The sequence below is a fragment of the Micromonospora sp. CA-259024 genome, assembly GCF_050936255.1.
GTDB lineage: Bacteria > Actinomycetota > Actinomycetes > Mycobacteriales > Micromonosporaceae > Micromonospora.
This window is the reverse complement of record NZ_JBNJND010000001.1, coordinates 1416089-1433271: the sequence shown is the minus strand read 5'-3', so window position 1 is coordinate 1433271 and position 17183 is coordinate 1416089. Positions and strand designations below refer to the sequence as shown.

Sequence of the window (17183 nt, the reverse complement as noted above, 5' to 3'; positions counted from 1 at the left end):
GGTCAGGCCGTCGTCTTCGGCCGGTACGAGGCGACGATCACGCCGCTCTTGTGCACCCGGGTGTCGACCAGGTCGAACGACGCCTTGACGTCCGTCAACGGCGCGGTGAGGCTGGGACCGCCCTCCAGTACCGGGTGGATCCAGAAGCGGACCTCGTCCACCAGCCCGGCCCGGATGAGCTGCGCGGTCACCGAGCCGAAGCCGTACTGGATGATGTTCTTGCCCTCCTGGGCCTTGAGCGCGGTGACCGCCTCGACCAGATCACCCTGGAGCACCTCCGTGTTGTTCCAGGTGGGGTCGGTCAGGGTGGTCGAGGCGACGTACTTCTTGACGTTGTTGAAGTAGGCGGCGCCCGTGGTCGGGTCGCTCTCGTCCATGTTCGGCCAGGCGGCGGACATGCCGTCGTAGGTGGCCCGGCCCATCAGCATCGCGTCGGCCTCCTCGGTCTGCGCCCCGGCGAGGCTGGCGGCCTCGTCGTCGAAGTACGGCGAGGTCCACATGGGGTTCTCGATGACGCCGTCGAGGGTGATGTAGGTCGAGTTGATGAGCTTGCGCATCGGAATCTCCTGGGTGTCGGTCGTGTTCTCCGGTGACACCCAGAACTCTGCCGGCCCCCGCTTACGATTCGCTTCAGGTGCCCTTGCCCGGGCCCGAAAGCGGGTCGGTCAGCGGGATGGGCAGCGCCTGCGTGGCCACCGTGCCGCCACCGGACGAATGGGCCGGCGCGGGGCGTTCACCGGTACGGCTGTGCAGGCGCCCGCGCCCCGCCGGCCCGGGACGCCGGGTCACCTCGACGGTCACCATCCGCACCGGCGGTGGCGGCGCGGTGAAACGCCCGACGCCCCATCGCACCCAGATCGGGATCCGGCCGGCGTCCGCCTCCGCGCGGAGCTTCTGCACCGTACGGGCCCGGTCGGTGTGGTCGACCTCCACCACCACCGGCGGGCCGTCCGGGCGGGCACACGCCACGTCGAGGACCGAGTGCCGCTGCTCCAGCGGCGGTGGCAACGGCAGCACGCTGGGTGCGCGCCGGTAGACCCGCCAGCCCTGGGCCTCGGCCCACCGCACCACCGAGTCGATGACCCGCGCGGTGACCTCGTCGGTGTCTAGGTCGACGAAGGTCAGGTCGCCCACCCAGCGACCCAGGTCGGCGGCCAGCCGCTCGCCCTGCGCCGTGACCTCCACCGGCGCAGGATAACGCCTCAGCTGACGGTGGTCGCGGTCGCGCCGCTCGGCGGCTCGGCTCCGCCGAGCAGCCAGGTGTCCTTCGACCCACCGCCTCGCGACGAGTTGACGATCATGCTGCCGGCCGGGGCCACCCGGGTCAGCGCCACCGGTGCCACCTCGGCGGTCTCGCCGAGGAAGACGAAGGCGCGCAGGTCGACGTGGCGGGGGGCGAGCGCCGTCCCGTCGAAGACGGGGTGGGTGGTCAGCGAGATCATCTCCTGGGCGATCCACCGGTGCGGCGCGGCGAGGATCTGCTCCCGGACGGCGTCCAGCTCCTCCGCCTCGGCCCGGGGGCCGATCACCACCCGGTCGCCGCCGTACCCGTCGACCGGCTTGAGCACCAACTCGTCGAGCCGGCCCAGCACCTCGGCCCGCTGCTCGGGCAGCCCACACAGGTACGTCGGCACGTCCCCCAGCAGCGACTTCTCGCCCAGGTAGTACTGGATCAGTCGGGGCACGTACGCGTACAGCGCCTTGTCGTCGCCGACGCCGTTGCCCAACGCGTTGGCGAGCGTGAGCCGCCCGGCGTGCACCGCGGCGAGCAGCGGCCAGCCCAGCGGCACCCCGTCGGCACCCGGCGCGTGCAGCAGCGCCTCCTCGTCCATCCGCAGGTAGATCACGTCGATCTCGCTGCGACAGCCCTCGCGCACCAGCCGGACCCGACCCTCCTCCACCAGCAGGTCGCTGGTCTCGGTCAGCGGCACACCCATCTCGTCGGCGAGCAGCCGGTGCTCGAACCACGCGGGATCACCCGGGCCGCCGCTGAGTACCACCACGGCCGGGTCGTCGGCGGCGGCGGGCGCGGCGGCGACCAACGTCCGGTACAGCATCGCCGGGGTCTCGTCGGCGGGGAGCAGATCCTCCGGCACCGGCAACTCCGGCAGCACCGCCTGGGTCAGCCGCCGGTTCTGCACCGCGTAGCCGATTCCCGAGGGCACCCGCAGGTTGTCCTCCAGGACGTACCAGCCGCCGTCCGGGTCCCGGACGAGGTCGGTTCCGGACACCTGGACGCGGGTGCCCCGCCGGCCCATCAGCGCCCCGGTCGGGCGCAGCCCGGGTGACGACTCCACCACCCACGCCGGCACCACGCCGTCGGCCACCACGGTTCGGTCGCCGTAGACGTCCCGCAGGAACGCGTCGAGGGCGCGGGCGCGTTGCACCAGACCGGCGCGCAGGGTCCGCCAGTCGGCGGCGGGCACCACGCGGGGCACCAGGTCGACCGGGAAGAGTCGGGTGCTCGCCTCACCGGCCACGCTGAAGGTCACCCCTCGGGCGCGCTGCTCCTCGTCCCGGTCGTGCTCGCGCTGACGGAGGGCGCCGGCGCCGAGTTGACGCAGGGCCGCCAGCACGGGGCCGTACGCCGGCTCCGGCCCGGCCGGGCCGAAGACCTCGTCGCCCGCGTCGGCGTAGGTGGGCAGCGCCGGCGGTGTCGGCGCACCGGGCAGCGGCCCCCGCACCCGGCCCCGGGTCTCGTCGAGCAGCAGATCGACCACGTCGGCAAGCCGGCCACGACGCTCGTACGCCCGCCGCTGCCGCGCCGCGGAGCTGCCGCGCTCCAGCACGTACCGCGTCAGCTCGCGGACCTGCTCCCCGTCGCCGGTCGCCTCCAACTGCGGGCGCAGGTCGGTCACCAGGCGGCGGACCGCCTCGGCGGCCGGCACCGGCCGAGCCGACCGGGGCAGGTCGAGCAGGTCCCCTTCCAGCCCCGAGCGGGCCGCCCGCCACACGGCGGCGCGCAGCACCGGTGGCCGTACGGCCGTGCGCTCCACGCCGGCGCGCAGGGCGGCGACCTCCCGCCGCACGAGCGCCCGGAACAGGCCGGTGAGCAGGACGATGGTCTCGACGTCGGCGTTGGCGTCGGTGATCCGCAGCTCCACCGTGGGCACGTGGGCCGATGGTCGGACATCGAAGTAGATCATGGCGGGGTCGGTGATCGTGCCGGAGGAGATCAGCTCGGCGACCAGCGCCTGGTGGTCCGCCGCGCTGGTCACCTCGCCCGGGTCACCCGCGGTGGGCCAGCGCTGCCAGACCAACGAGCGGACGCTGGCATAACCGCTGTCCTGACCCATCCAGTACGGCGAGCTGGTGGAGAGGGCGAGCAGTACCGGCAGCCAGGGCTGGACCCGGCGGGTGACGGCCACTGCCAGGTCCCGGTCGGACACTCCGACGTGCACCTGGGCACCGCAGATCAACTGCTCCCGGGCGAGCATCTGATACTCGTCGAGCATCCGCCGATAACGGGAGGTCGGGGTGACGCTCGGGTCGCCGTCGGCGCGCAGGGGCACCGTACCGGCCGCCACGATGCCCAGCCCGGCCCGGTCGGCGACCTGCACGGCCGCCTGGCGCAGCCGGGTCAGCTCGGTGCGGATCTCGTCGAGGGTTCGGCAGACGGCGGTGTTGGTCTCCACCACGCTGCGGTGCAGCTCGGCGGTGAACGAGTCGGCCGGCAGCCGATCGAGCAGCTCCCCGGCCCGGGGCACCAGCTCCCGGGTGTGCAGGTCGACGACGTGGAACTCCTCCTCCACCCCGATCGTGGCCAGGTCCGCCGGGTCGCCGTCGTCCAACGACGCGAGCGGGTTGGGGCGGGGCGTGGGCAGCGTCCGGCCATTGCCGGACCGGCCCATCGGCCCGTCGAACGTCGGCGCGTTCGGGGTGTTGTCGGCCATGGTCACCCCGCTTCGCGTGTCGGTGGTCTCGACTGTCCGACGAGCGTTCCCAGGGTTGGTACCGGGCGCGTTTCGGGTGCGTTAAGGTGACGCGCCGTTCTGCCGGCGATGTCGGGGTGTCCCACCGGCCTGGACACCCCGACATCGCCGACCTCGAGTCGATCACGGGTCAGCGCGGTCGCTCTCGGTCATCTCATGTTCGCCACCACGAACGGCGCGTGGCCGTGCAGGTAGTTGGTCCAGCCGCCGGTCACCGGCGCTCCGGGGCTGAGCAGGTTGGTGGTGTCGGTGCCGACGTCGAGCTTCCACGCCGTCCAGGAGATGCCGTTGGACTTCATCCAGTCGATCCAGGACTGCGCCTCGGGCAGGCAGGCCCGACCGTCGAGGCCGCCGTCGGCGTTGCTGGCGCCCCACTCGGTGACGAACAGCGCCAGACCGGCGCGGATCGCGGCGTCACCCTTGGCGCGCAGCGACGCCCCGTGCGTGCGCGAGTAGAAGTGCAGCGTGTACATCAGGTTGGCGCCGGCGACCGGGCTGGCCGCCGCGACGTCCACGTCCTGTGACCAAGTCGGGGTGCCGACTGAGGCGGGGCGCCTGCGCGCACAATATCGATCATCAGATAGTTTCCAACAAGGCGAGGCAGCCGGATTCCCGCTGGTCGGGAGGAATCGGCAGGACCCCAACGAACAGTCGACCACCGGACGACGGGTTCGCTGGGGCCTACGCGTGGCCCGCTGGACCGGGGCCGGCCCGGCTCGGCCGGCCCCGAGGCGGTCAGGCCTCCGCGCGTACCCGGTAGGCCAGGTGGGTGACCCCGTCGCCCTCGACGACGCTGATCGGCCCGTCCAGCTGAATCGGCGCGATCGTCAGGTCGGCGAAGAGCGGGATGCCGTCTCCGAGCAGGACCGGGACGAGGTCGACGTGCACCTCGTCGAGAAGACCGGCCTGGATGACCTGGGCCGCGATCGTGCCGCCGTTGACGCCAACCTCCTTGTCGCCAGCGAGCGCCTTCGCCCGGGCGATGGCGCTCTCGATGCCGTCGGTGACGAAGACGAACGAGTCGTTCGCCGGCTCCCATCCGTCCGGCACGCGGTGCGTGACCACCACGACAGGCACATCCATCGGATGCCGGCCGCCCCAGCCGTTGGTCATGTCGAAGAGCCGCCGGCCGACGACCAGCGCGCCGGTCCGCTCGTTGAGATCGCGCAGGTGCCGGGCACTCGCGGCAGAGGTCCGCAGGGTCATTCCGGGATCCGCCGTCGGCGTCTCCACGTCGCCGTTGGTGTACCACCGGAAGAGGTACTCGAAGCCACCGTGGGACGCGTCCGCGATGTAGCCATCCAACGACATCGTCGCCCCGGTCGTCACCTTCGTCATCGATCCACTTCCTGCCCGCCGGTGGGGCCGGCGTGTCCGGCCCTCACCCCATGGTCGAACCCGGCAGCGCCGTCCTCGACACGTCCGCCGGAAATCTTTCCGCCCCGCGCCGACGAGTCCGCCTCGGTGACCGTGGTCACCGAGCAGTTTTGGAGAAGCGTCCCTGCCCGCGTCACCCATAGCGTGACGTGCATGTTCACTTCCATCACGCACTCGCAGATCTACGTCCTCGACCAGGACGAGGCCCTTGACTTCTACGTCGGCAAGCTCGGCCTCGAAGTCAATGCCGACGTCGACATGGGCTTCATGCGTTGGCTGACCGTCAACGTTCCCGGCGAACCGGATCGCCAGATCCTGCTGGAGAAGCCCGGCCCGCCGGCGATGTCCGAGGAGACCGCACAGGAGGTACGCGCCCTGGTCTCCAAGGGTGCGATGGGTGGCTCGCTCATCTTCGCCACGGACGACTGCCGCAAGACCTACGAGACGCTGCTGGGTCGGGGTGTCGAGTTCACCGAAGACCCCACCGAGCGGCCGTACGGAATCGACTGCGGCCTGCGCGACCCCTTCGGCAACAGCATCCGCTTCACTCAGCCGAAGGCCTGAGGGCCAGCGGCCGAAGCCGAACGTCGGGGCGGTCGGTCCGACCGCCCCGACGGCCTACCGGACCTTGACGCCGTGTGCCTGCCCGGCCGCGCGGGACGTCTGAACCGGTCGTAGCGTAGGACGCATGCGAACCACCACGCTGGGCAGCACAGGTCCCGAGGTCGGCGTCATCGGCCTCGGGTGCATGGGCATGAGCCACGGATACGACATCACCGGCCCCCGCGACGACGCCACCTCGATCTCGGTCATCCGACAGGCACTGGACCTGGGCGCCACGCTGATCGACACGTCGGACGTGTACGGGCCGTACACCAACGAGGAACTGGTCGGCCGGGCACTCGCCAACGGTCACCGGGAGCGGGCCGTCCTGGCGACGAAGGCCGGCCTGGTGGTCACCTCCCCCACCGGCGGCCCCGGCAACTCACCGAAGATCGGCAACAACGGGCGCCCGGAGCACATCCGCGCGGCGATCGACGACAGCCTGCGCCGGCTCGGCACCGACCACGTCGATCTCTACCAGCTGCACCGCGTCGACCCGCAGGTCCCCATCGAGGAGTCCTGGGGTGCGATGGCGGAGCTCGTGGCGGCGGGCAAGGCGCGACAGATCGGCCTGTCCGAGGTGACGGTGGCCCAGATCGAGCGGGCCCAGGCGGTGCACCCGGTGGCGTCGGTGCAGTCCGAGCTGTCGCTGTGGACCCGCGACCCGCTGGCCGAGGTGCTGCCGTACTGCGTCGCGCGGGGCATCGCCTTCCTGCCGTTCTCCCCGCTCGGCCGCGGTTTCCTCGCCGGTCGGTTCGCCTCGTTCGACGACCTGCCCGCCGACGATTTCCGCCGTGGCCTGCCGCGTTTCCAGCAGGACGCGCTGCGCGCCAACCTCGCCATCGCCGCCCGGGTCCGGGAGATCGCCGACCGGGCCGGGGTCAGCCCCGCGCAGGTCGCGCTCGCGTGGGTGGTCGCCCAGGGCGACCAGGTCATTCCGATCCCCGGCACCAAGACCCCGAAGTACCTGGTGGACAACTGCGCGGCCGGCGACGTCCGGCTCGACGCCGAGGCCCTGGCCGACCTCGACGCCCTGCCCGCGCCGGAGGGCAGCCGCTACTGACGCCGCACCGACCGGGAGCGGTCACCCGGCCGTTCCCGGTCAGCCGGGCCGGCGCACCGGCACGGTCAGCCGGGCCGGCGCACCGGCACTGGCGGGCCGAAGCGCACCCCGACACCGGGGGAATAGAGCACGCTGACCGGCGGCCCGACCGGTGCCGGCAGCCCGGCGGCGGCGACCAACTCGTCGTCCAGGTGCAGCAGCTCGGCCCGGTGCAGCGGCCAGCGTGGGTGCCAGTTCGGCAGGTGCAGCGTGCGCCCGTACGCCCGGGTGTGCAGCCCCCAGCGGGCGGTGACGAAGTGCTCAAGGGGGGTCGGGTCGGCGATCCGCTCCCCCACCCGCACCACCATCCGACTCGTCGTACCCGCCGGGCCGGGCCAGCGGCGCCGGCACCGGTAGGTGCGGAGGTCACCGTCGCGGTCCAACCGCATCGACGACCAGAGGTACGGCAACCGCAGCGTCACCCGGGCGACCAGCACCGGCACCAGGCGCGACGCGTCGAGTGACCGGAACACCACCGCGCGCCGGCCCGTGTCGTCGACCGAGTAGAGCCGGACGTTGGTCTCCCAGAACGTGCCGAAGTACGGCACTCCCGGGCCCCGGCCGAAGCCGAGCCCGACCATCCGGAAGCCGATCAGGCCGACGTAGCTGACGCCGTCCACCGTGTCCGGACGAGTGCCGGCGGGCAGCAGCGGTGCGACGAGGTCCGGAGCGACGGCCCAGTGCAGGAAGGTGAGGTCCTCCCAGCGCTGCCGCAGGATCGCCCAGGGGAACGCCTGCCGGGGCGCGTGGTCGACCGGTTCGATGTGCACGCCCTCATCCTGGCGCAGGCGATCGGCAGCAGTGGCCTCAAGCGTGCGGACCGACACTCACCGTGCCGATGGTCAGCGAGGTTGTCCCTTCCAGGATCTGGCCGACCCGCTCGACCTCCTCCTCCAACGCCCGCTGACGACCGGTGCCGAGCGCCCGCAACGGCTCGACCGTGACGTGGATCCTGGGGCCGGCTCGGCGTTGGTGCCACACCCCGGCGACCACCCCGTCCACCAGCAGCACCGGATAGTTACCGGCCTGCCCATGGGCCAGCGCCCGCTCGGCCGCGATGCCGGGATAGAGGCGCTCACGCGGGTGGCAGCCGACCGCGTACGCGTCGAAGTAGGGCAGTAACCGCAACCCGGACGGCCGGTCGGCCGGGAAGTCGGTGTCGCCGGCGGACACCCACGCCCGCGTGCCCTCCACCGTCACCTCGGCCAGGTCCGCCGAGTCGAACAGCCACGTCGCCCATCCCACCGGCACCGCGAGCCACTGGGCGAACGGCGCCGGGGTGGCCGGCCCGTACGCGAACAGGTAACGCCGGACGAGTTCGGCCAGCGCGACGCGGCCGGCCATCGGCGTGAACCCCGGTAGCCAACGCGCCGGGCTCGTGTAGGTGGTGGCGCGGCCCCGGTTCGGGCCGAAGCAGATCACCCCGCCCCGCGTGGCGGCGGTCATCGCGGCGACCCACCGGGGCCATCTGCCCTGGAACGCCTCCATGACCAGGTCGCCCGCCCACGGGCCGGTACGGGCGATGATCTCCTCGGTCAGCTCGGCGGTGGTCAGGTCGGCCTCGGCAACCGCGTCGGCGATGGCCGCGAGGACCTGCTCGGTCTGCCGGGGCGTCAGCAGCACCACACTCCGCTCCCACGACGGCCCCGGCAACGCGGTCAGCGCGCCGGTCCACATCGGCAGGTCCGCCGCCGCGAGCAGGTGCACGGTCCCACGTGGCCCACGGGTCTTGACCAGGGTGCGGTCCGTCCACAGTGCCCGGCGCACCAGGGCACGGGTCGCGCCCGGCACCCGCAGCCCGACGGACAGCTCGGCGGCCGACGCGATCTGGGCGTGCGCGCCGCAGATCGCCGACACCACGTCGGCGACGCGTCCGGCGTCCGGCGCCGCGTCCGGCGCCGACGGGAAGAGCCGGTGCCGCCGAAGCCGTCGGGCGGACACCTGCGCCCAGCTCAGCTCGGTCATCGCAGGCCCGCGAAGAACGTACGGATGTCCGCCGCGTGCGCCAGCGGCTCGTCCATCGCCACGAAGTGGCTGCCCGGGTTGCCCTGCGGCCAGTGGACGATGGTGTTGTCGCGCTCGGCGAGGCGGCGCATCAGCGCGGACCCGCCGCCGTACACACCGGACGGCACCCGACGCTGGCCCGTGGGCCAGGCGAAACCGCCATCGTCGGCGACGGTGAGTCGCTCGTACATGGGCCACGACGACGATCCCGACGTGCCGGTGAACCAGTAGAGGCTCACGTTGGTGAGCAGGTGGTCCCGGTCGATGGCCTGCTCCGGCGTCGGCACCGTCATGGTGAACTCCTTGAACTTCTGCATCATCCAGGCCAGCAACCCGACCGGCGAGTCGTTCCACGCGTACGAGAGGGTCTGCGGCGCTACTCGCAGCAGGGCGTGATGGTCCACGCCACCGCTCATCCACTGCTGCATCTGCTCCCACTCGGCGCGTTCCGCCTCGCTCATGTCCGGCACGTCGGCGGCGGTCGGGAAGCCGAACCCACCGTCGATGTGCACGCCGACCACCTGCTCCGGCGCCACCGCCGCCACCCGCGGCGCGACGTACGCACCGAGGTCGCCGCCCTGGGTGCCGTAGCGGTGGTAGCCGAGGCGGGCCATCAGGTCGGCCCACATCCGGGCAAGCCGGTCGATCGTGAACCCGGCCGGCGGCGCCTGCGAGAAACCGTAGCCGGGCACCGACGGCACCACCAGGTGAAACGCCTGTGTGGAATCCGCGCCGTGGGCGCGTGGGTCGGCCAGTGGGCCGATCAGCTCGGTGAACTCGACCACGGAGTTCGGCCAGCCGTGCGTCAGCAGCAGCGGCAGCGCGTCCGGCTCCGGCGAGCGGACGTGCAGCAGGTGCACGTCCAAGCCGTCGATCTCGGTGACGAACTGGGGAAGGTCGTTCAGCCGCGCCTCGTGCGCCCGCCAGTCGTAACCGTCCGCCCAGTACTCGGTCAGTTCGCGGAGGTAGTCCACCGGTACCCCACGACTCCAGCCGGTACCGGGCAACGAGCGGGGCCACCGGGTTCGGGTGAGCCGGTCACGCAGGTCGTCGAGGTCCGACTGTGGGATGTCGATGCGAAATGGCGTCATGCCGGAAACGCTACGACCGATATAGGTCAGGTTCTGGCACACATCGCTGGCATTGTGGAGGCGTGTCCGACACCCCCGCCCGCCTGCTGGGCCTGCTGTCGCTGTTGCAGACGCCCCGCGAGTGGCCCGGCAGCGAACTGGCCACCCGACTCGGCGTCAGCCTGCGCACCATCCGCCGCGACGTGGAGCGACTGCGCGACCTCGGCTACCCGGTGCAGGCGACGATGGGCGCGATCGGCGGATACCGCCTGGTCGCCGGCACGGCGATGCCGCCGCTGTTGCTCGACGACGACGAGGCGGTGGCGATCGCGGTCGGCCTGCGCACCGCCGCCGGTCACGCGGTGGCCGGCATCGAGGAAGCCTCGGTACGGGCGCTGGCGAAGCTCGAACAGGTGCTGCCGTCCCGGCTGCGTCACCGCGTCAGCGCGTTGGGGGCGGCCACCGAAGCGCTGCTCACCTGGGACCGACCGACGGTCGACCCGGCGCACCTGAGCGCGCTGGCCGCCGCCATCAATAACCGGGAGCAACTGCGGTTCACCTACCGCCGTCGCGACGGTGTGGACACCGAACGGCGCGTTGAGCCGTACAAGCTGGTGTCGGCGGGCCGGCGCTGGTATCTGGTGGGCTACGACAACGGCCGCGACGACTGGCGAATCTTCCGGGTCGACCGGATCACCGACCTGCGGCCCACCCGGACCCGGGTCGCCGCCCGGCAACTGCCGGCGTCGGACGCCGCCTCGTTCATGACGGAGAAGCTGCTTGAGCTGACGCCCGTCTACCGGGCGGTGGTGACGCTGTACGCACCGGTCGAGCGGATGGCGGGCCCGCTCGGTGGCGCCGGCGTCGATCTGGAGCCGATCGACGCGACCTCGTGTCGGCTGCGCAGCAACGCCGACACGCTGGAGTGGCTGGCGTGGCGCCTGCTGACCCTCGGTTGCGACGTGGAGGTGCACGAGCCGCCGGAGTTGATCGCACACCTACGGCAGCTCGGCATCCGGGCCACCCGCGCCGCCAGCCCATCCGCAGGGTAGGACGACCGACCGGCCCGGGGCATCGGCCCGCCGGCCCGCCGTACGCTTGGTGGAGCACAAGCGGTCAAAATTGGCGTTTCGGGGAGGAACTGGGCGTGACGCAGAGCGACGCGGAGCTGGTCATGCTCGCGCAGGCGGGCGACGCGGCTGCGCTCGGGGCGCTGCTGGCCCGCCACGAGGCCGGTATGCGGGCCGTCGCGTTGAGCGTCCTCGGTTACGGACCGGACGCCGAGGACGCGGTTCAGGACGCGATGGTGGTGGCGTTGCGTCGCATCGGCGAGGTCCGCGAGCCGGCCGCCGTCGGCCCGTGGCTGCGTGCCATCGTCCGCAACAACAGTCGGATGACGCTGCGCGGACCCCGGCCGGTCCCGGTCGCCGAGCCGGAGTGGTTCGCCCGCTCCGCCGACACACCCACTCCTGAGGAGGCACTGGACCGGGGCGCGATGCGCGACTGGGTGTGGCACGCCATCGGGCAATTGTCCGAACCTGACCGGCTCGTCACCCTGCTGCGGTATTTCAGCGACGCCTCGTCGTACGAGCAGATCGCGGCCGTGTGCGGCGTGCCGGTCGGCACCGTCCGCAGCCGCCTCAGCCACGCCCGCCGGGCGCTCGCCGGCGGCCTGCGAACGGCGGCGACCACGGCGCACGCCGATGTCGCCGCGTCGAACGACTCCCGGTGGCGCGAGGGCCGCGACATGATCGCCTCGGCCATGGGCGGCGACTTCGACCGGGTGGTCCACGAGAGCTGGTGGCCGGACGCCGAGATGATCGTGCCCGGTGGCAGACGCGGCGGCCGTGACCTGGCGATCGAGGGCATGACCTGCGACCTCACGGCCGGGGTACGCCAGCGGCTGCGCAACGTCGTGGCCAGCGGCGACGTGCTGATCTGGGAGACCGACCTGATCAGCCCGCCCGACGACCCGGAGCACTGCCCGCCCGCGGCGCTGTGGTTGCAGGTGCTGCGCGAGGGCCGGGTGCGCCAACTCACCCTCTTCCACCCCGTCCCGGCGCGGGAGATCCGCCAGCCGGCGCCGGTCTGAGAAAAACTCTCCCGATCGAGCGAACTTTTCCCTCGACCCGCGCATCTGGTTCGCGTCATGCACCAGTCGCCGTGTCGGCACGCGCCGGGCGGCTCTCGGATCGGGAGACAGTTCATGGGTTCCACCAGCCACGACGTCAGCGCCCTCGCACCGGGCACCCACACGTTCACCGTCGATGGCGTGCGGCAGGCCTACCACGTCGCCGGCACCGGCCCGGTGTGCGTGGCGCACTCCGGCGGCCCCGGCATCGAGTGGTCCTACCTGCGGACGCCGGGCCTTGAGCAGCACTTCACGATGGTGTACGTCGAGCCGGTGGGCACGGGCGCGTCGGGGCAGCTCGACAACCCCGGCGACTACCGTCTCGACACGTACGTCCGGTTTCTCGACGCCGTCGTCGCGCACCTCGGGGAGCCCCGGGTGCATCTCCTCGGTCACTCGCACGGCGGTTTCGTCGTCCAGCGGTACGCGCTGACGCACCCGGACCGGGTCGCCGGTCTCGCCCTGTACGACACCTCACCCGTTACCGGCGCCGAGTTCTGGGGCGAGGCGATGGCCGGTCTCGCCGCGTACCCGCAGCGGCACCCGGACCGGCCGGAGGCAGCCGCGGTCCCGGCCGCATTCGGGCAGATCGGCAGCGCGACGGACGACGAGTCGTTGGGGACCGCCCTGCGCGCCGCCCTTCCGGTGTACTTCGCGGACTTCTGGGGTCGACAGGACGAGTTCGCCCCGTTCCAGGAGGCCGTACGGATCTGGTCGGCACCGGCGGGCGCACAGGACCCCACGCCCTTCGACGTACGCGACCAACTGGGTGAGATCGTGGTGCCCGTCGTGGTGATCGTCGGGGCGTACGACTTCATCTGCGGGCCTCGCTGGGCCGAGCAGTTGCACGCGGGCCTCAAGGACTCGCGCCTGGTGCTGCTGGAGAACAGCGGGCACTTCGGGCACATCGAGCAGCCGGAAGAGTTCACCCAGGCCGTGGTGGAGCTGCTGCGGCGCTGACCCGTCGCGCCGCGCCCCGAGGTCCGTTCGTCACAGCGGGCAGCCCTCGGGGTGCGGTGGCGTTGGACAGTCATAGGCTTGGTCCATCGCTGATGTGTGACGAGGAGGAGACCACCGTGAGCCAGACCGAACGGATGGATTCCGTCGACGAGTGGAACGTGGCCGAGGACGACGGGGTCCTGGACGCCTCCGACACCCTCGACGACGATCGCGTCGGCGACCCCCTCGACACCGGCATCATCGCCGAGGACCACTGGACGGCCGCCAACCGGTTCGGCACCACGCCGGCCGAGGAACGAGCGGGCGAGTCCCTGGAGCAGCACCTCGCCCAGGAGGTGCCGGATGTCGACCCATACGCCGAGGATGGCGACGACGAGGACGAGCTGACCCGCCGGGGGTACGAGTCGGAGACCCGTGCCGGCCGGCTCGTCGCCTACGACGAAGGCGTCCGCGAGGACGACGAGGCCGAGTCGGTGGCGTGGGACGCCGGCATCGACGCGGGTGCCGCCAGCGCGGAGGAAGCGGCGATCCACCTGGTCGAGGACCCGGACGGGCCCGGCGACGGTCCGTTGCGCTGACGCCGTGCCCGCCGCGCTCAGCACCTCACCGGGTGCTGAGCGCGGCGGGGTCGGTCAGTGGATGGCGACGGGCGTCCTGACCTGCTCGCCCTGCGGGTCGTCGAGCTGCGCCAGCTGACGTCGGCGCGGCAGCAGTGCGGCCGGGATGAACGTGAGCACGACCAGCGCGAACGCGACCCAGAACGTGGTCGCGAACGACTTGGCGGCGAAGTCGAGCCCGCGCTCGATGAGCGACGGGTCCACCGGCATCTGCTGAAGCAGCTCCGGCCGCTGCTGGGAGGCGATGGCCAGCCCGGCCTCGGTGACCGGCTTGCCGCTCTCGTCCACCAGGCCGGGGATCGGCCGGGAGCCGTTCAGCTCGTTGGTGAGGATCACCGACATCACGGCGGCGCCGACCAAGCCGCCGATCTGCTGGAGGATGTTGACCAGCGTGGAGCCGCGCGCCACCTCCTGGGCCTGCAACGTCCGCAGCGCCGACGTCATGATCGGCATCATCGTGCCGCCCATGCCCAGGCCCATCACGAACAGCGACCCACCGAGCAGCCAGTACGAGGTCTGCGGGTCAACCTGGGTGAAGCCGAAGAACCCGACAACGATGAGCCCCAGCGCGAACGGGACGGTACGCCCGATCGGCACCCGGTCGGCCAGTGCCGGCGATCGGCATGGTGATCATCGCCCCGATGCCCTGTGGGCCATCAGCAGACCGGCGGCCAGCGTCGTCTCGCCGCGCACCTGCAGGAAGTAGCTCGGGAACAGCAGACCGGCGCCCATGAACGCGATGATGAACACGAACATCGTCACCGACGCGATGGTCAGGCTGCGGTTGCGGAACAGCCGCAGGTCGAGCAATGGGTGCCGGGGCTTGAACGAGTAGAGCACGCACGCCACCACCAGTGCGCCGCCGACCAGCATCGGGGCCCACACCTTGGCCTCGGCGCCGCGCCGACCCGGCGCGGGGCGCGTCGTACCAGGACGACGACGCGCGGAGGAAGACTATCGGGCGGATGTGACGGTTCGCCGCCGGATTAACGGTCACCTGGGCAGCGCGTCCGATCGGCTCTCCGATTGGAGCCGGACGTCGGGGTGTCGATCAGCCGGTGACGACCGGCACGGCGGCGGTCAGCGCCCAGTCGTGCCCGATGTCGGCCGCCGCGCGCAGCAACCGCGGGAGGTGCTCCTCCCGCAGGGTCTCCAGCGAGGTCTCGGCGGCGTGCACGGTCACGTTGATGGCGGCGACGACCCGGCCGTCGCCGTCGCGTACGCCGGTGGCGACGGACCGGATGCCCGGGGCCAGGTCCTGGTCGGCGAGCGCCCAGCCCTTCGCCCGGACCTCGCGCAGCACGGCGTCCAGTTCGCCTGGCGAGGGCTGCCAGCGCGGCGTGATGCCGGAGCGGGTGGGCTCGGCGAGCACGGTGGCGAGGGTCTCCTGAGGCAGCGCCGCGAGCAGCACCTTGCCCATCGACGTCGCGGGAGCCGGGAAGCGGGTGCCGATGGTGACCCCGAGCGTGACGATCTTCGGGACGGCCACGCGGGCGACGTAGACGATGTCGCTGCCGTCGAGCTGGGCCATCGAGGTCGACTCGTTGGTCTGCGCGACCAGTTTCTCCATGTGCGGCCGGGCCACGTCCCACATGTTCAGCGCGTTGACGTACGCCATCCCCAGTTCCAGCACGCGCGGGGTGAGGGTGTGGCCACGGCCGACCGCGCGGACGTAGCCCAACGCCTCGAGCGTGATCAGGATGCGCCGGACCGTGGGTCGGGCGAGGCCGGTGGCGGCGGCGATCTCGCTGAGCGTCATCGACGGGCAGGCCGGACGGAAGGAGCGCAGGACGTCGAGACCACGGGCGAGAGCCTCGATGAAGTCGGGCCCGGCGCCCCTTCCGCTGTCACTCATGTCCTAATGCTTCCATTGCGCCGAGCCGGCGTCCCACTCGGTGTACTGGTACGGGTTCTCCAGGATCGCGGTCTCGGGGATGTCCGGGTTCATGCCCCGCTGCCACGCCTCCTCCCCCATCGTCTCGCGGAGGTGGGCGATGGTCGACGCCACCTTGGCCCGCGCGGCGGCGAGGTCGACGCCGACGAGGCGGCCGTCCCGCTTGACGACCCGGCCACCCACCAGGACGGTGTGCACGTCGCCACGCTGGGCCTGGAAGACGACGTGACCGTGCGGGTTCAGGATCGGGAACATCACCGGCGAGGCGTCGTTCTTGATCAGGACGACGTCGGCCTGCCGGCCGGGGGTGAGGGCGCCGATCGTGGCGTCCATGCCGAGCGCGCGGGCTCCGCCTCGGGTGGCCCACTCGACGACCTGCTCGGCACGCAGGTGACAGTGGGTGATGGTCTCCTGCTTGGCGTGCGCCTCCAGGTGCTCTCGGGAGCGGTCGGCGCCGAGCGTGGTCCGCATCGCGGAGAAGAGGTCGCCACTCCACCACACGCTGGTGTCCATCGACAGCGACACCGGGATGTCGTGGTGGCGCAGCTGCCAGGTGGGCGGGTAGCCCTGCCCGGCGCTCTGCTCACTCTCGGTCGAGACGGAGACGGAGCCGCCGGTCGCGGCGATCCGGTTGTACGAGTCGTGGGTGAGCGTCGCCGCGTGCACGTAGACGGTCGAGGGGTTCATGAACCCGTTCTCGTGCATCAGCCGGATGCCGTCGTCGTTGGTGGCGCCCCACACGCCGGCGTGCGTGGTCACCGCGGCGCCCAACTCCCGGGCCACCTCGAACGCGGCCCGCTCCGGGAAGGCGGGATCGCCGGTGACGTCGAACGCCATCTGGAAGCCGGCCAGTTTGCCACCGTCGATGCGGCGGCGGTGGAAGGCGCGGAACTCCGGCGAGGTGGCCCATTCCCAGGGCCCCTGCTGGATGTTGCCGTAGGCGAGCACGAACCGTCCGTTGACCGCTTCGAGGGCGTCCACGGCCGCGTCGGCGTGCTCGGGCGTCTGCAGGCCGTGCGACCAGTCGACGGTGGTGGTGACTCCCGCGTCGATCGCCTCGATGGCGCCGAGCAGGTTGCCCGCGTACACGTCCTCGGGTCGGAACAGTTTGCCGGATTCGAGGTAGTACCAGACGAAGTACTGCGTCAGGGTCCAGTCGGCGCCGTACCCGCGCATCGCGGTCTGCCACATGTGTCGGTGGGTGTCGACCATTCCCGGCATGAGGATGCCGTCGGTGGCATCGATCTCCAGCGCGTCGTCCGGTGCGGTGAGGCCGACACCGACCTCCGCGATCCGGTCGCCGATGACCAGCACGTCGGCGCCGGGCAGCACCGTGCGTGCGTCGTCCATGGTGAGAACCAGGCCGTTACGGAACACCACCGGCCGGTCGGTTGCGCTCATCGCCACCCATTCCTTTCGGGTACGAGGGGTCCGGACCGGTGTCCGCTGTGCGGCCAGCCCGAGTGGCGCAAGTGTGGTCCCGGTCACGAGTC

Annotated in this window: 16 protein-coding genes and 1 pseudogene; 6 read left to right on the top strand and 11 right to left on the bottom strand. The window is 71.8% G+C overall.

The genetic code is table 11. The features are described from left to right. Window positions 1-2: 2 nt before the first annotated feature. The 5 genes from ACQEUX_RS05850 to ACQEUX_RS05830 form a co-directional block, all read right to left on the bottom strand. The gene (locus tag ACQEUX_RS05850) at window positions 3-557 is read right to left on the bottom strand and encodes a dihydrofolate reductase family protein (RefSeq protein ID WP_433042310.1); all 555 of its coding nucleotides are present in this window, start codon (window positions 555-557) and stop codon (window positions 3-5) included. Window positions 558-630: 73 nt separating this feature from the next. Continuing rightward, window positions 631-1185: a hypothetical protein gene (locus ACQEUX_RS05845; RefSeq protein WP_433042307.1), complete on the bottom strand. Its 555-nt coding sequence runs from the start codon at window positions 1183-1185 to the stop codon at window positions 631-633. Window positions 1186-1202: 17 nt separating this feature from the next. Continuing rightward, on the bottom strand, window positions 1203-3893 hold the full coding sequence (locus tag ACQEUX_RS05840; RefSeq protein WP_433042304.1) for a glutamate--cysteine ligase: 2691 nt from the start codon (window positions 3891-3893) through the stop codon (window positions 1203-1205). Between the two features lie 188 nt (window positions 3894-4081). After that, entirely contained in the window at window positions 4082-4591 is a 510-nt protein-coding gene (locus ACQEUX_RS05835) for a cellulase family glycosylhydrolase (RefSeq protein WP_433042301.1), read from the bottom strand. 76 nt (window positions 4592-4667) lie between these two features. Further along, complete coding sequence (locus tag ACQEUX_RS05830) at window positions 4668-5270, bottom strand: dihydrofolate reductase family protein (RefSeq protein WP_433042298.1); 603 nt, start codon at window positions 5268-5270, stop codon at window positions 4668-4670. Window positions 5271-5462: 192 nt separating this feature from the next. Between ACQEUX_RS05830 and ACQEUX_RS05825 the strand changes: the two genes are divergently transcribed. Next, on the top strand, window positions 5463-5873 hold the full coding sequence (locus ACQEUX_RS05825) for a VOC family protein (protein WP_433042295.1): 411 nt from the start codon (window positions 5463-5465) through the stop codon (window positions 5871-5873). A 124-nt stretch (window positions 5874-5997) separates the two neighbouring features. After that, window positions 5998-6975: an aldo/keto reductase gene (locus ACQEUX_RS05820; protein ID WP_433042292.1), complete on the top strand. Its 978-nt coding sequence runs from the start codon at window positions 5998-6000 to the stop codon at window positions 6973-6975. 65 nt (window positions 6976-7040) lie between these two features. On the opposite strand, the gene ACQEUX_RS05815 is transcribed toward ACQEUX_RS05820, so the two are convergent. The 3 genes from ACQEUX_RS05815 to ACQEUX_RS05805 are packed head-to-tail and all read right to left on the bottom strand — an operon-like array spanning window position 7041 to window position 10109. After that, the gene (locus tag ACQEUX_RS05815; protein ID WP_433042289.1) at window positions 7041-7784 is read right to left on the bottom strand and encodes a YqjF family protein; all 744 of its coding nucleotides are present in this window, start codon (window positions 7782-7784) and stop codon (window positions 7041-7043) included. A 37-nt stretch (window positions 7785-7821) separates the two neighbouring features. Continuing rightward, window positions 7822-8979, bottom strand: a complete 1158-nt coding sequence (locus tag ACQEUX_RS05810; protein ID WP_433042286.1) for a winged helix DNA-binding domain-containing protein — start codon at window positions 8977-8979, stop codon at window positions 7822-7824. Then, the gene (locus tag ACQEUX_RS05805) at window positions 8976-10109 is read right to left on the bottom strand and encodes an epoxide hydrolase family protein (RefSeq protein ID WP_433042283.1); all 1134 of its coding nucleotides are present in this window, start codon (window positions 10107-10109) and stop codon (window positions 8976-8978) included. Before ACQEUX_RS05805 ends, ACQEUX_RS05810 begins: the two co-directional genes overlap by 4 nt. Before the next feature lie 62 nt (window positions 10110-10171). Here ACQEUX_RS05805 and ACQEUX_RS05800 point away from each other — a divergent pair, with 62 nt between their 5' ends. The 4 genes from ACQEUX_RS05800 to ACQEUX_RS05785 all read left to right on the top strand — a co-directional run bounded on the left by ACQEUX_RS05800 (window position 10172) and on the right by ACQEUX_RS05785 (window position 13757). Next, on the top strand, window positions 10172-11140 hold the full coding sequence (locus ACQEUX_RS05800) for a helix-turn-helix transcriptional regulator (protein WP_433042280.1): 969 nt from the start codon (window positions 10172-10174) through the stop codon (window positions 11138-11140). A gap of 95 nt (window positions 11141-11235) precedes the next feature. Further along, a complete protein-coding gene (locus ACQEUX_RS05795; RefSeq protein ID WP_433042277.1) occupies window positions 11236-12180 on the top strand; it encodes an RNA polymerase sigma factor in 945 nt (314 codons plus the stop codon). A 114-nt stretch (window positions 12181-12294) separates the two neighbouring features. Then, window positions 12295-13179 carry an alpha/beta fold hydrolase gene (locus tag ACQEUX_RS05790; RefSeq protein ID WP_433042274.1) on the top strand — a complete coding sequence of 295 codons (885 nt, stop codon included), beginning with the start codon at window positions 12295-12297 and terminating at the stop codon, window positions 13177-13179. Window positions 13180-13295: 116 nt separating this feature from the next. Then, window positions 13296-13757, top strand: coding sequence for a DUF5709 domain-containing protein (locus tag ACQEUX_RS05785; RefSeq protein ID WP_433042271.1), 462 nt, complete (start codon window positions 13296-13298; stop codon window positions 13755-13757). A gap of 54 nt (window positions 13758-13811) precedes the next feature. On the opposite strand, the pseudogene ACQEUX_RS05780 reads toward ACQEUX_RS05785, so the two are convergent. The 3 genes and pseudogenes from ACQEUX_RS05780 to ACQEUX_RS05770 all read right to left on the bottom strand — a co-directional run. Continuing rightward, window positions 13812-14690 (bottom strand): annotated as a pseudogene (locus ACQEUX_RS05780) (MFS transporter); the annotation flags it as partial. A 157-nt stretch (window positions 14691-14847) separates the two neighbouring features. Next, window positions 14848-15651, bottom strand: a complete 804-nt coding sequence (locus ACQEUX_RS05775; RefSeq protein WP_433042268.1) for an IclR family transcriptional regulator domain-containing protein — start codon at window positions 15649-15651, stop codon at window positions 14848-14850. Between the two features lie 3 nt (window positions 15652-15654). Beyond that, window positions 15655-17091, bottom strand: a complete 1437-nt coding sequence (locus ACQEUX_RS05770) for an amidohydrolase family protein (RefSeq protein ID WP_433042265.1) — start codon at window positions 17089-17091, stop codon at window positions 15655-15657. Between the last annotated feature and the right edge of the window lie 92 nt (window positions 17092-17183).